Here is a 13342-nt window from a genome sequence, read left to right as displayed (position 1 = left end):
GAGGATTGCTATAGATTGTTAATTAACCTAAATATTGTTGGTGAACCCCCCCCTACAAGCCCAATTAAAAATTGGCGGCGTAAGTTAAGTCAAATTGGCGGCACAGGGTGATGCAGCAGTAGCTGGGTCGATCGAATACTAACTCGTAATTCATCTCGCCGTCTATTTTGGTGATCGGCTGCTTTAAGGGGATGCCCTGAATATCGTATTGGCGGCGTTCTAAGGCACTCCAGTCGATAATTTTGAAGTCGATTTGGTTTTGCAACTCACTTGCGATCAGATATAGGTGCATCTTGTCTTGAACTTTCCCTGTCAGGGGAACTTTTATTAACACTGACTGGGTGACGAGAGGTTTTTGGTCGTTGGGATGCTTCTGGGTATGGCAGCTTTTGAATTCTATATCGTAAGGTTCTACCTTGAATTTCTCTCCACTGGCGATCGCAGATGAGTGCAAATCTTTCAGGCACTTTTCTAGGTGAGGAATCAGCCCTAAGTCTGGATCACACAGCAGTTTACGAATGTTGGAGGTTTCAGTGACTGTCATTTGAGATTTTTGATGTTATTTTTTTATTCTTAACTTTTAGCTTACCACGAAAAGCAAACCTATCGAACTCTCCTTGCGACATACTTCCAAAAATGCCGTTTATGGCCAGTATGTCGCAGTGAATAAGACATTTTTGGGCAGCAAACCCGTGTTTTTTGCCTTAATGTTTGAGATTATTTCTTGGTAATTTTCCACAGATTAAGCTCGACATTAGTGTCAGCCGGATCTATTTGATAGTTTTGTTGCTGAATTGCAGATCGCAAAGTAGAGGACGGTCTGTATAAAAACAACTCGCTGAAACCGCTGGGAATTTGCGGGGGTTGGGGTTTTTTCTTTGCCAATTCTCGATTTTTGTAGCAAGAAGTGTAACAGCGGGGTTCTATTAGCAGTTTGACTTTGGGTTCTAGGTAATAACTTAAAGGCATGATATATGCGATATTGGCATCGCTGATAATTAGGGGATTGCTGGCTTGATTGAGAGTTCCAGCTACTTCCAAGACACCCAACCAACCGCTGCCTTTATTCCACCAAATATCTGCTTGAGAACTAACTCCACCGGATATAATACCTGCGGAAAAAACGGCAACTATAACTATTTTCCACAGTTTTTGCTGTTTGAAGTTCTCCAAATTGTTACTAATTTTCGCAGACAGCAGGTAAGCCACTGCTAGCTGAATTCCCACATAACAAGGAACTAAATATCGCGGATTTGCAGATCGCCTTCCACCTTTCATTATATCAGGTACTGCTAAAAACAAAGCAGTTGTTGCAATTAATAACAATACAATTAACCACACTCGCTTTGGTGTTTGTCTGCATAAAAAATAAAGGGCATAGCCGACTAAAGCTAAAATCATGATACCAAATGGAATTAGCAAAGCTAGTTGTGTGGCGTTGGCAGTTCCATCAATGCCAATATCAAAAAATGCTATGCTGAGGGAACCCACCCACCTGCTGACTAATCTTAAGTAATTTGTTTGTTCTGCCCATATTGTTGTGCTTCTAACTTGATTGAAGTTTTCTACAGTATTTATGAGGGAAGGCATGAAGCCGATCAAGGCGATTAAAGCTGCTACATAATAGGAAATGAATGTTTTCACATCGCGCCAGTTGGCAATAACTGCGACGTAGATGGCGTGGGCTGCTGCGACGCAAACAAATAACAAGTGGGTGTACAATCCCAGTGTTGCTGTGCCTGCATAAAGCGCCCAGGAAAGAACGAGGGCGACAGGATTTTGATTTTCGTCAGGGCGCATTGCTCGCAGCAAGGCTGCACTGGATAAAATAGTAGTTAATGTCCACAAACTGTACTGTCTTGCTTCTTGGGCAAACAAGATGTGGTAGGGAGAAATTGCGAAAAGTGCGATCGCCATCCACGCTACGGCTGAAGATTCAAATAACTCCCAAGCCAGCCAATAAATTGCGGGAAATACTAGCAGGCTAATCACGGCGGCCAAACTTCTCATTGCTGCAACGGAACTGCCGAACCATTGCGCCCAATATCGCGCTAGTACATAATATAGCGGCGGGTGTTGGGGGTCTTCTGTTGCTAAAGAATTCAGGGTATCCCTTAAAGTGTTTTCGGAATTTATCTGCTGATATTTTTGTAAATCCGCAGGCGAGGTTATTTTCTGGTACGAAATTTCTTTGATTATTTCAGCTTCGGTGTAGCCAGAAACTCTCAAAGAAGTATATGTTTCGTCGATCCAGTAAAATTTGCGATCGAGATTGGCGAACCGAAATAAAATACCGATGACTAATACGGCGATAATTAAAAATCGCAGCCACTTGTCAAGTGAAGGGTCGTGAGAATTTAGTCGATCGCGATCTTTGGTAGATTCCATTTTATAACTAGCTAATCTCCCACAATTTTTTACTGTCACCCCACCTGTAAGGTGCGCTGGCGCACCCTACCAACTTAACAGCCAGAGAGAGGACTGAAGTCCTCACTACGAACAAAGGAATGATTAATCATCCACTCCTTCAATCGGCGCAAAACCTTGCCGCTGAATATTTTCGGTTATGGTGCGGGGTTCGAGGAATTGCAGCAAATAATCCGGGCCACCTGCTTTAGAACCAACTCCCGAAAGTTTGAATCCTCCGAAGGGTTGCCGCGATACCACAGCGCCGGTGATTCCGCGATTGATGTACAGGTTTCCGACTTCAAAATCGGATGCGGCTCGATCGATATGCGAAGGTGTGCGAGAATACAATCCGCCAGTTAAAGCAAAATTCGTGCCGTTAGCAATAACAATCGCTTCGCTGAAATTCTTTGCCCGAATCACCGACAAAACCGGGCCGAAAATTTCTTCTTGGGCGATAGTTGCTGTGGGCGATACTTCGGTAACAATGACTGGGCCGACAAAATAACCGGTTTCCGGTGCCGGCATTTCTAAAGCTATTTGAGCTTCGGCGCGGCCTTTTTCGATGTATTCGCGGATGCGCGAATGGGCATTTGCATCGATCACAGGGCCGACTTGAGTGCCGGGATTTTCTGCTGCGCCAACATTGAGCGATCGCGTCGCTTCTACCAATCTTGCCACAAAATTATCGTACACCGATTCGACCACAATTACTCGCGAACAAGCGGAACATTTTTGGCCACTGTATCCAAAGGCCGAATAAACTACGCCTGCAACTGCTTGGTCTAAATCCGCACTTTCATCGACAATAATTGCATTCTTGCCGCCCATTTCAGCAATTACTCGTTTCAGGTGTTTTTGTCCCGGCTGCAAAATCGCAGCATCGGCATAAATCCGACAGCCAACTTCCTGAGAACCGGTGAAAGTAATCATGTGAACATCAGGATGTTTCACCATGTAAGCGCCGACGGTTGAACCTTTGCAAGGCACGTATTGAAATACGCCTTTGGGGATTCCGGCTTCTAGCAATATTTCAGCTATTTTCGCTGCAATTACTGAGGAAACTTCCGCAGGTTTTAGCAAAGTACAATTACCTGCAACCAGCGATGCAACTGTCATGCCGACTGGAATTGCGAGGGGGAAATTCCACGGCGAAATGATTAAAGAAATGCCGCGTGGCTGATAGCTATAACGGTTAGTTTCTCCGGGGATGTCGTAATTTTTCCCTTGTTCTAACCGTTCCATTTCGTCGGCGTAGTAGCGGCAAAAATCAATAGCTTCGGAGACTTCGGCATCGCATTCTCTGACGGGTTTGCCGACTTCAAACACCATCCAAGCTGATAGTTCGTGCCGCCGCTGTTCCATCAATTCTGCGGCTTTGCGGAGGACGCCGGCGCGCTGGCGGACAGGGGTTTTTCGCCAACTGGTGGAGGCTTCTTTTGCTGCTTCAAGGGCTTGTTTGGCCTGTGCTTCGGAAAGCAATCCGATGGTGCCAACTACTTCTGTGGGATTGGAAGGGTTGAGAGAGTTAACGGTTGCTTCCGTATTTTGGTACTCGCCATTGATTAGCGGTAAATAGGTTTTACCTAAGTTGGCGCGCACTGATTTGATGGCTGTTTCTGCTTGTTGCCGCAATTTGGTATTGGCGTAGTCGGTATCGGCAACGTTGGGAAATACTTTGCTGTAAACTAGCTGGTCATTTCCGTTAGCAACGGGTGCGGCTAACAATTGTTCGATCGGCATTTCTTCGGAACTTTGCCGGATGAAAGAACTGTTGGCGGTATTTTCCAGCAAACGGCGGATCAAATAAGCCATTCCCGGCAATAAGTCACCGTAGGGGCAGTAAACTCGGACGCGATAACCCCGATCGACCAAAAGCTTAGCCAATTTGTCGCCCATCCCATACAGCACTTGCATTTCAAAGCGGCGGCGCGGTATATTGAGAGTCTCGGCAATGGCGATCGCCCTCGCTTGCGATCGTACATTATGACTGCCAATAGCTGCATACAAATATTCGTGATTTTCTAGCAGCAACTGCGTCATCTGCTCGAAATTTGCATCGGTAGTAACTTTGTCATTGTAGACCGGCTGCGGCCAATCTTTCTGCATCGCTTTGATAGTTTCCTGATCCCAGTAAGCGCCTTTTACCAGCCGCACTGTCACCGGATTTCCGCGTTTTTTTGCCCACGCAATAAGACCTTGCAAATCTTGAGCACTGTCGCGCAAATATGCTTGCAATGTAATTCCAATATCCGTGCGACTGCGAAACTCTTCCTCTAACAATAAGTCTTTGAGAATCGTCAGAGTTAAACTTTTGTAAGCATACTGTTCCATATCGAAATGAACGGCCGCGCCCAACTCCTTCGCGCGGCGCAGTAACAGGCGAATTCTCTCGCTTACTTTCTCCTCGCTACCTTTAGCATCCAAAGGGTCAAACTGAGAATAAAAAGCCGTTAACTTTACCGATACTTGCACTCGCGGCAAAGTTTCACCATCAGCTTTGTCAATTGCATCTACTTGTGGCCAATTCTTCGCTGCCTTAGCCAGTTCCTCCATCAATTCCAAATAGCGGTTAAGATAAATTTCCGCCTCAGTTTCAGTTATAACAGCTTCCCCCAAAAGGTCAACCGTAAAACCCATTTTATCTTTGCGAAGTCGCTCTAAAGTTTTAACTACCTGCCTGATATTTTCCCCAGAAATATACTTGTGCGCCAAAGTTTCCACCGCCGGCGCAACTGTTGTCGCAGCTAATTGTCCAGGAATCGAATCAGCGTTAGTAAAATTGAGCAATTTTTTCAAAGCTTCCGGCAATTCTACCTCTTCCGCAGTCAGGTATTCTTGCAGGTGGCGGGCAATTTCCGGCTTGCTGCGGAGTGCCGGCAAACAGTCGATGAATCGAAACAATTGCACCCGCAGTCCGGGGCTAGCCATCGCCCAATCCATTAGTTTGTCGTCCCAGCGCATTTGGTCTTGCAGTTGACCGAAAAAAGAGCGCTTTTTGTCTTGAGTTGCCTTCAGGATTTCTTTGGCAATTTCCTGGGTTTTTGTTTCGTAGATGCTTGGAGATATTTGTGCAACCATTGGTAATTAGTAATGGGTAATTTGTAATTGGCAACCAGGGGGGGTTTATGTATTCTGTAACTACCCCCTGATACAATTATAGTTGCTATTTGACTTCAATTTTAACTTGGTAGTTTGCTTGGCGATCGCCTGAAATTTCAATAGTATAATCGCCGCTACTGGCTAGTTGACCTTGCCACTGACCTGTGCTATCAGCAGTACCTAACTTTTCACCGTTAGGAGCAATAATTGCTGCGCTAACTTGACCTTCTTGAACATTTATTGTCATGCTTTGGCCGCTATTGCACTCCAGTAAGTAGCGCCTGGATATGTTGGCTCGCAAACTATTGCTCAGAGTAGTTCCCGTAGCACCGGCTTGAAAGTAAACTCGCTCGGTTACAGGGGTTTCAACCGCAGCGGGAGAAGGAGAAGGAGAAGGCAAAGGAGAAGGCAACGGCGACGGCGACGGCGAAGCAAGTGGCGGAACGCCAGACAGAGAGGGGATTTGAGTGGGACGGGGCGACGGAGGGAATGTGGCAGGCTGTCCATTTCCAGGGGCTGGGGGAAGTCCGGGCCGACGGTTGACGGGTGCTGTTGCGACAGGCGGAGGGCTTTCGGGGAGGGGTACGTCAGCGGGTAGTTTGATTTGAAGGTTCGCTCTTTCCTGATACATTCTCCACGCTAGCAAACTGCCGAGACTAAGGACGGAACCGACTAAGATTCCGCTGAGAAAAACTGCCAAAATTTGCCACGAGCGAGCTGGTTTTGGTTCGGGGTTGGCAGTTGGAATTGTTGGAGGCGGATAACTTGTAATTTGAGTTGTTTCCGGCGCGCTATCGGCGACAACTGGAATTGTTTCGGCTGCGTCGATTGGTGCTGAAATATCTTCGGGTGCGGCAATTTCTGCGGGAGTTTCTGCTGATGCGGAAGTTGAATCAGCCCTGGCAATTTCACTGCGCTCGAACTCATCGCTGGCAGGGGAAATTATTTCCGGTTGCTGAGTCAAAATTTGTTTTTTTTCCTGTTCGTCGCTCATGGGGCTAAATTTATTTTAGAAAGACCGCTTTTAGACATTTTACGTTACTGGTGCGATCGCCTGCACAGCACCCATACGGCACGGCTATTGACAAAATGCCGTCCGTGTCGATCAAGAAATCTGTCTGCTGGGGCGATCGCAATTTACCAATTTTCGGTAAATATTGAGCACAAATTGCGATCGCCAGTTACTACCGGACTCAATTATTAGGCAAAGACTGCCAAAAAGGCCGCTCTTCTGGCTTCCTCACAGTATTCGTCGCCGACTGCACGTTTCCTTTCAATTCTTGATAATACCTATCATCGAGGAAACTAACGCTGACGCCAGCAGGAAGTAGCAGTTGGCGCAATCTTTCCTGAGTGTAATCTACACCGTCAATCATTGGCCCGCGCGGATTTGAAACTAACAACTTGCCGTTAACTGGCACCGAATTGACCATATTCGGCCACCAAGCATAACCGCTGTAGCCAAACATCACCGGAACTTGAATAATTTGGTCGTCTCCGACTAAAAACTCTCTTTTCAACTTCTCTATAATCGGATTAAGTTTCTGATTTTGCAAATAGAGATTGTGTTGAATTAAAGCGCGATTTTGCAAGGCGGCGCTGACAGTTGTTTGAGTGCTCAAACCACGATTGATCGCCACATCGCCGTAACCTCTTCCCTCCAATTCTTCCAACAGCTTAACTCCGGCTTCGGGACTGGCGATCGCCATTACATATTTTCCGGGAGTTTGAGTGGGAATAAAATTGATAATTTCATCGACTTGGCGAGTCAGAAGCCAAGAAGTATCAATATCCACGGGCGGCCCTTGAATTCTCTGAGCTTGAATAAAATCAAGTACCTCTGGATTAAAACCAGCATTTCCCGAATTTCCGTAATAAACTCTACCCATTGGGTGTCCGGGAATCGGCGGTGTCACCTGCAAATTGCCGTATCCGTCAGACCACTGACTTACAGGGTCTAAAGAACGAGGATTGCCAATTTTAACTACTTTCAAATCCCGGTCTTGAGTTGATTTAACAGGCGGGTTTTTCTCTGGTTCGCTATTGCTTTTTAGGGCGACATTAAACTGGCGTATCTCCGATTTTTCGGGGAGTTGAACGTAGCCGTTTTTCTGGGTATCTTGCATCCAAGTGCGATCGCCCTGGATAATTTTTACTTGAGCGCCCGTGGGTTCTACTGCTTCTTTTAGTTGAGAGATAAATTCGCTGTTGACCGCGCCTCTGTCGCTGACCTGAACTTCGGTTACTGGTGCGGTATTGGGCGCTATCATCCAAGGACTAACGCCCATTTGAATAGTTGTGGAAGCAATTTCTTGACCGTTGTTTAGGGCAGTTGCTTTGAGATTAACAGTGCCGTTCCAATTGCGATCGGCAAATTGTTTGGCTTCCACACCTAAAACAATATCCGTGCTGAAAACTAGAGGTTGAGTACCGGATATATCTACAGGTTGCCAGCCGTCGCCCGTCTTCTGAAAAACGCTGATGTGAGGGCTAGCAATGCTGTCAGCAGTGATAAATAATTGAGAGGTTTTGAAGTTTTCAGACAGTGTTAAGTTAACTTGAGAAAGCATTGCTGCACGGCGGGGAGCGCTAACTTTGGTTTGTTTCCAAGTAGGTATCTTGCCGCGATCGTTATTGCGATCGTTAAATAAAATTAGCGCGCCCTTGGACAAAGACCATTGTTCTTTTCCGGCTTCGTCTTGCTCGTTAATTTGGCCATCTCTGTTGGTATCTCCAGCAAAGAAAAAGTTCGGCGGCGACGCTGCGGGCGTAACTGGGGCGGGAGTTGGTGTTGCAGTTGCTTCAGGAGTTGGTTGAGAAGTTGCTTGCTGATTTCTCTCTAACTCTTGTCTTTCAAGTTCTTGTCTGGCTAATTCTTGTCTGGCTAATTCTTGCCTTTCAAGTTCTTGTCTGGCTAATTCTTGTCTGGCTAATTCTTGCCTTTCAAGTTCTTGTCTGGCTAATTCTTGCCTTTCAAGTTCTTGTCTTTCAAGTTCTTTGCGGGCTAATTCTTGCCTTTCAATTTCTTTACGAGCTAATTCTTGCTTTTCAAATTCTTGCCTTTCAATTTCTTTACGAGCTAATTCTTGCTTTTCAAACTCTTGCCTTTCAAGTTCTTTACGGGCTAGTTCTTGCCTTTCAAGTTCTTTACGGGCTAATTCTTGTCTTTGGAATTCTTGCCTTTCAATTTCTTTTCTAGCCCGGTCTTTTTTCTCTTGCTCTTTTCTCTCTATTTCTCGACGAGCAAATTCTTTTTTCTCTTGCTCTTTGCGGGCTCGCTCTCTTATCTCTTCTTCCTCGGCTCTAATTTTCTCAACAGAACGTGCGACTTGCATTTCATAGGTAGCGACACTGAGGCTTCCTTGGTATTCGATGGTTTTATCGATCGCCCGATCGGCCAAAAAAGAATCGTGAGGAATGAGTCGCAGCGTATTGATAGCCAACTGCCACACCCGCTGGGACTGTTCCCAAGTAGCAGAAGAAGGATTAGAAGTGCGTCCAATTAAGACTGCTTGGGCGGCTAATTTAGCAGCATCGTCCCAATTATATTTGGCTCTTTCTTCTATTTGAATCTGACTTTGAACGTTTTGGAGTTGCTGCGTCAGAGTTTGAGATTGCTGGCGGTTGATTGCTGATTTCCAAAGTTCACCAGGAAACGGGGCGCTGTCGGGAGTTTTGGCAAGGTTATCTAATTGTACTTTCAGGCGATCGCGCAATTTGTAGAGTTCGGAAAGGGATTGCGGAGTTTCGCCCTCTGACTGTCGCCCAGAGAGTGCGAGTTGGTAGTTTAGGGAAGGTTGAGCCACTGTTGTGGGGACTGCAACCCAAATAATACCGATGACGACACCGAAACCATTGATAATGGCGATCGCAATATATCGAACCCAGCGCATATAGTTTATCCTCAGACACGCCAATAATTTTACCTAATCTTGGGAGCAATTGGGGATTTAATTGTAAGATTTTAGGATGGGTTTGGGCGATGGCGTCCCGCCCCGCAAGCTACGGCTTTTTTTCACTGCGGCGGACGGATTACTCTAATCAATTTACCTGTGAGATTTTCGACTGTAGAAATAGCTTCATTAATGCGTGTAGCTTGTCTCTCTGTATTCAAATCTTCTTTGCAAATAATGATACCGTTATGGTCAGGTTGCAAACGGTGCAGGTGTCTAAAATCATCCCAATTGCGCGTCAAAACGGCTCGATTGAGGCTAATAGCAAAAGCTAACACATCTTCATCAGGAATCCCCAGTCCACCATTTCCAGCTTCCTGCACTGTCAACACATCGTGACCAAAAGTTCGCAGTAATTCCACGATTACCAGTGGGAAATTTTCATCTGCATAAAGACGCACCATTTGTTAATCTTCCTCATTTCTAGCGATTGCAGCTTCAATTTCCTCTGGGTGTGCCTCAGCATAAGCCCAAGCATTGGCCAAATCTGCTGCACTCAAATGAGGAAAGTCTTGCAAAATCCGCACATCACTTGCACCCAGAATGCGATAATTTACCAGCGACCAAATAGGTATGCGAGTCTTGGCAATTCTAGCATCCCCACCACACACGCCGGGAGTTTTTTCGATTCCTTGCCAAGTATTGCTTAAACTTTGGACTAATAGCTGTATTGCCTGAGTTTTTTCACCGGGAGTTAAGGCAAGGAGTTGTTTTTCTAATTCTTTCAGTGTCATAGTTTGCTATCTCAATCATTTTCTCTAATTGCTTGTTCAATTTCGTCTGGGTAAGCATCAGCATAAGCCCACGCATTTACCAAGTCAGCGGCGGTTAGATCGGGAAATGATTCTAGGATGATACCATCGGAAGCACCTAAACGTCGATCGCGCACCACTGACCAAACTGGTATGCGAGTATTGCCGATACAAGCATCGCCTCCGCACACACCAGGAGTTTTTTTAATACCTAGAGAACCGTTGGTTAAAGTTTGAGTTAGGATGCTGATGAGTTTAGCTTTATCAACCGGATTTAAGGTTGAGACTTGAGTTTCTAATTCTTGTATAGTCATAAGTGCGATCGCTCGGATTTGATATTAGTTAGATTATATAGGACTTACACGTGGGGGCCAGAAACCGGGTTTTTCACGAAAATACTTGGTTGCTGTCGATAGATTAGGTAAAAACCCGGTTTCTTTGTCGGAGTCCGTAAGTCCTATTATCGCAAATTCGTGCCATGTTTTAGGCTTCCTCATTTTCTTTGATTGCTTGTTCAATTTCTTCTGGGTAAGCATCAGCATAAGCCCAAGCATTGACTAAATCAGCGGCAGTCAAATGGGGATAGCACTTAAAAAGTTCCGCATCGCTGCATCCGAGACGGCGATAACCCACAAGTACCCAAACTTGTATGCGAGTATTGCCAACGCAGGCATCGCCGCCACACACGCCTGGAGTTTTTTTAATGCCTATAGCACCAGTGCTTAAGGTTTGAAGTAAAATTTCTATAGCCGCTGCTTTGTCGGCTGAATTTAAGGATGCTAGATCGATTTTTAATTCGGTGAGTGTCATTATTTACTATCCCATTTTTACAGATAGAATATCCTAGCTAAATTATAACGGAATAGGACTTAGCATGGGCCCAGAAACCGGGTTTTTTACGAAAATACTTCGTTGCTGTCGATAGATTAGCTATAAGTGAGTCCACAAAATCTCGATCCCCCCTAGCCCCCCTTAAGAAGGGGGGGACAAGAAAGCAGTCAAAGTCCCCCTTCTTAAGGGGGATTTAGGGGGATCTAGACTTGGCTACCAGCGAGATATCGAGAGGCTTTAAATCTTCACTTCTCACCTTTGATCGCTCCCATCTCCTTACCCGTAGCTACGATGACAAAAAAATGGTATACTTTCATGTTAATCTCCTACCTGGAAAACAGCACATCACTGTGGTGGAAATTATTCATTTACTCCCTTATTCCCTAAAAGAATCAGCAAAATCTATGAAATCCCCCTCTTGCTGGCTAATTTTTACCGTCATCGGACTGTCTTTAACAAGCTCCCCACAGCAAAAGTCATCTCAAGAAATTCAAGCGGCGCTGCAACAAGCAGCGACAAAAGTTGCTGGAGGAGTACAAATTAATACTTTTCAGGGGGGAATTCCTATTAAAACTTATGTGGCAAATCAGTCGAATTTAGCAAGTCAACCAATTCTTAAAGCCAACTATATTAAACTGGAACAGTTATTGGCTGCTAGGAAGTGGAAAGAAGCAGATGAGGAAACTTTGAACAAAATGTTAGAGGTGGGGGGAAAACAACAAAACGGTCACTCAATTAGGGGTGAGCTAATAGTGATAAAAGATATCAGAATTTTTCCCTGTCCAGATTTGCGGGCGATGGATCGACTTTGGGTAAAATACAGTAAGGGACGGTTTGGCTTTTCCGTGCAGAAGCGCATCTATCAAAATCTGGGTGGCCCTAAAGAGTCTAATGGACAAGTGTTGTCAGCTTATAATGGACAAGTGTTGTTAGCTTATTATGAAGCGATCGGCTGGAAACAGAAAGGAGAGAAAGAAAAATGGTTGCTATACTCTCAACTAACTTTTAATAGCAATGCACCTTCAGGCCACCTGCCGGCGGGTTATAGTGCACCGTATTGTGTGGCGAAGACGGAATCGGAAGCGAGGAGGTGCGGTGAGAGGCAGATCGAGATGGCGAGACTAGATTTATTATTCTCTCGTGTAGAGACTTGTAAAGTCTAATCCATAAAGCATTCAAATTTGGATTTAAAATTGTGAAAAAAAAATCCACGAAGTCATGCTGTGTATGGGTTTTTGATATCTCGCACTTCGACAAGCCAGCAAGAATGTTGCCCGCGATTTGAGGGTTATAACAATAGGAAATATCACGCAGGAATCCAAAACAACAGGATCGGGAATCAGTCTGGTAGCTGTATACTCTGGTCTCATGCAATTCCTCTTCTTTGCTAAACTGAGCTAATTCCTTGAGGATTTCACGGCGCTTAACAGTACGCTGCTGTTTATAGGCGATCGCACTTGCCAAACTTATCCGCCGCTGGTTTCCTACTTTTCCATAGGCAATTTCCCCATCATCAAGCAATTTGACTACAAATTCTGGCGACACATTGAGCAAAGTCGCAGCTTCTTCAACAGTCATATCTTGCTCAATTGGCACTAAAGACACTGCTTTACCAGCCGCCATTAAATGTGCAGCTTGACACAACAATTGATAGAGTGATTCAGGAAGTGCGATCGCTTCCCCGCCAACTTCCAGGAGTTTGACTTTAGATGTTTCAGAATCACCATTTTCTTTCTTGAGACCTAGCATTTTATCCAATAATTTGATAGCTTGTGTTTCTTCTTCGGTCGGTAAAACTGGATCTAGGAGTATTTTTGGCCTGTTCATGGAAATGTTTCCTGAATTGGTTAAATGCTATTATAGTATATTGACTTTATTAATGACCGTTAATGCCTGACTTAGAAAAAGGTCTAGCCGCTTTTAATACCCAAGATTATACCCAAGCCTTTAGCTTGTTAAAACCGCTAGCAGAACAGGGAAATGCTGAATCTCAGTGCATAATTGCGAGTATGTACCATTTAGGATTAGGTCGAGAAAGGATGATATTAGAAGCAATTAAATGGTACATCAAATCCGCTGAGCAGGGCTATGGTGTTGCCTCAAACAACTTAGCAGGAATTTATCTGTGCGGTGCTGATGGTGTAGCCGCCGATCGCACTGAAGCAGAAAAATGGTTTCAAAAAGCCAAAGAACAAGGATTTTCACATACACCCATCTGAGCGTGAATATGTGAACCAAGCTAGCATTGCATAAAACAACGCCAAAACAAACCCAAAACAAAAACCCGGTTTCTTGTAG

General features: G+C 45.0%; 11 protein-coding genes and 1 pseudogene. 2 read left to right on the top strand and 10 right to left on the bottom strand.

All coding sequences use genetic code 11. The features are described 5' to 3' along the window. Positions 1-64: 64 nt before the first annotated feature. The 9 genes from QUB24_RS01100 to QUB24_RS01060 all read right to left on the bottom strand — a co-directional run bounded on the left by QUB24_RS01100 (position 65) and on the right by QUB24_RS01060 (position 11023). The gene (locus QUB24_RS01100) at positions 65-544 is read right to left on the bottom strand and encodes a hypothetical protein (protein WP_333149783.1); all 480 of its coding nucleotides are present in this window, start codon (positions 542-544) and stop codon (positions 65-67) included. A 173-nt stretch (positions 545-717) separates the two neighbouring features. Next, a complete protein-coding gene (locus QUB24_RS01095; RefSeq protein WP_333149781.1) occupies positions 718-2388 on the bottom strand; it encodes a glycosyltransferase family 39 protein in 1671 nt (556 codons plus the stop codon). 123 nt (positions 2389-2511) lie between these two features. Beyond that, on the bottom strand, positions 2512-5487 hold the full coding sequence (gene pruA / locus QUB24_RS01090) for an L-glutamate gamma-semialdehyde dehydrogenase (RefSeq protein WP_333149779.1): 2976 nt from the start codon (positions 5485-5487) through the stop codon (positions 2512-2514). A gap of 85 nt (positions 5488-5572) precedes the next feature. Continuing rightward, complete coding sequence (locus tag QUB24_RS01085; protein ID WP_333149777.1) at positions 5573-6502, bottom strand: hypothetical protein; 930 nt, start codon at positions 6500-6502, stop codon at positions 5573-5575. 199 nt (positions 6503-6701) lie between these two features. Beyond that, positions 6702-9401 carry a protein-arginine deiminase family protein gene (locus QUB24_RS01080; RefSeq protein WP_333149775.1) on the bottom strand — a complete coding sequence of 900 codons (2700 nt, stop codon included), beginning with the start codon at positions 9399-9401 and terminating at the stop codon, positions 6702-6704. Positions 9402-9523: 122 nt separating this feature from the next. After that, complete coding sequence (locus tag QUB24_RS01075) at positions 9524-9865, bottom strand: DUF5615 family PIN-like protein (RefSeq protein ID WP_333149773.1); 342 nt, start codon at positions 9863-9865, stop codon at positions 9524-9526. A 3-nt stretch (positions 9866-9868) separates the two neighbouring features. Continuing rightward, positions 9869-10195 (bottom strand): DUF433 domain-containing protein, encoded by a 327-nt coding sequence (locus tag QUB24_RS01070; protein ID WP_333149771.1) that lies wholly within the window; start codon positions 10193-10195, stop codon positions 9869-9871. Positions 10196-10206: 11 nt separating this feature from the next. Further along, positions 10207-10527, bottom strand: coding sequence for a DUF433 domain-containing protein (locus QUB24_RS01065; protein WP_333149769.1), 321 nt, complete (start codon positions 10525-10527; stop codon positions 10207-10209). A 169-nt stretch (positions 10528-10696) separates the two neighbouring features. After that, a complete protein-coding gene (locus QUB24_RS01060) occupies positions 10697-11023 on the bottom strand; it encodes a DUF433 domain-containing protein (protein ID WP_096829719.1) in 327 nt (108 codons plus the stop codon). 323 nt (positions 11024-11346) lie between these two features. Between QUB24_RS01060 and QUB24_RS01055 the strand changes: the two are divergent. Next, a pseudogene (locus QUB24_RS01055) lies at positions 11347-12024 on the top strand (GUN4 domain-containing protein); the annotation flags it as partial. A gap of 25 nt (positions 12025-12049) precedes the next feature. On the opposite strand, the gene QUB24_RS01050 reads toward QUB24_RS01055, so the two are convergent. Further along, positions 12050-12871 (bottom strand): helix-turn-helix domain-containing protein, encoded by an 822-nt coding sequence (locus QUB24_RS01050; protein ID WP_333149766.1) that lies wholly within the window; start codon positions 12869-12871, stop codon positions 12050-12052. Positions 12872-12933: 62 nt separating this feature from the next. On the opposite strand from QUB24_RS01050, the gene QUB24_RS01045 reads away from it, so the two are divergent. Then, entirely contained in the window at positions 12934-13263 is a 330-nt protein-coding gene (locus QUB24_RS01045; RefSeq protein ID WP_333149764.1) for a tetratricopeptide repeat protein, read from the top strand. Positions 13264-13342 lie beyond the last annotated feature (79 nt).

The sequence above is a fragment of the Microcoleus sp. B9-D4 genome, from assembly GCF_036705105.1.
In the GTDB taxonomy this organism is placed as follows: Bacteria; Cyanobacteriota; Cyanobacteriia; order Cyanobacteriales; family Microcoleaceae; genus Microcoleus.
The sequence above is the reverse complement of the archived record's forward strand: the minus strand, read 5'-3'. Positions and strand labels throughout refer to the sequence as shown.

Bases quoted from the DNA above. Each gene is read 5' to 3' on its own strand.
- QUB24_RS01100 (WP_333149783.1), bottom strand. From the start codon at position 544: ATGACAGTCACTGAAACCTCCAACATTCGTAAACTGCTGTGTGATCCA.
- QUB24_RS01095 (WP_333149781.1), bottom strand. From the start codon at position 2,388: ATGGAATCTACCAAAGATCGCGATCGACTAAATTCTCACGACCCTTCA.
- pruA (WP_333149779.1), bottom strand. From the start codon at position 5,487: ATGGTTGCACAAATATCTCCAAGCATCTACGAAACAAAAACCCAGGAA.
- QUB24_RS01085 (WP_333149777.1), bottom strand. From the start codon at position 6,502: ATGAGCGACGAACAGGAAAAAAAACAAATTTTGACTCAGCAACCGGAA.
- QUB24_RS01080 (WP_333149775.1), bottom strand. From the start codon at position 9,401: ATGCGCTGGGTTCGATATATTGCGATCGCCATTATCAATGGTTTCGGT.
- QUB24_RS01075 (WP_333149773.1), bottom strand. From the start codon at position 9,865: ATGGTGCGTCTTTATGCAGATGAAAATTTCCCACTGGTAATCGTGGAA.
- QUB24_RS01070 (WP_333149771.1), bottom strand. From the start codon at position 10,195: ATGACACTGAAAGAATTAGAAAAACAACTCCTTGCCTTAACTCCCGGT.
- QUB24_RS01065 (WP_333149769.1), bottom strand. From the start codon at position 10,527: ATGACTATACAAGAATTAGAAACTCAAGTCTCAACCTTAAATCCGGTT.
- QUB24_RS01060 (WP_096829719.1), bottom strand. From the start codon at position 11,023: ATGACACTCACCGAATTAAAAATCGATCTAGCATCCTTAAATTCAGCC.
- QUB24_RS01050 (WP_333149766.1), bottom strand. From the start codon at position 12,871: ATGAACAGGCCAAAAATACTCCTAGATCCAGTTTTACCGACCGAAGAA.
- QUB24_RS01045 (WP_333149764.1), top strand. From the start codon at position 12,934: ATGCCTGACTTAGAAAAAGGTCTAGCCGCTTTTAATACCCAAGATTAT.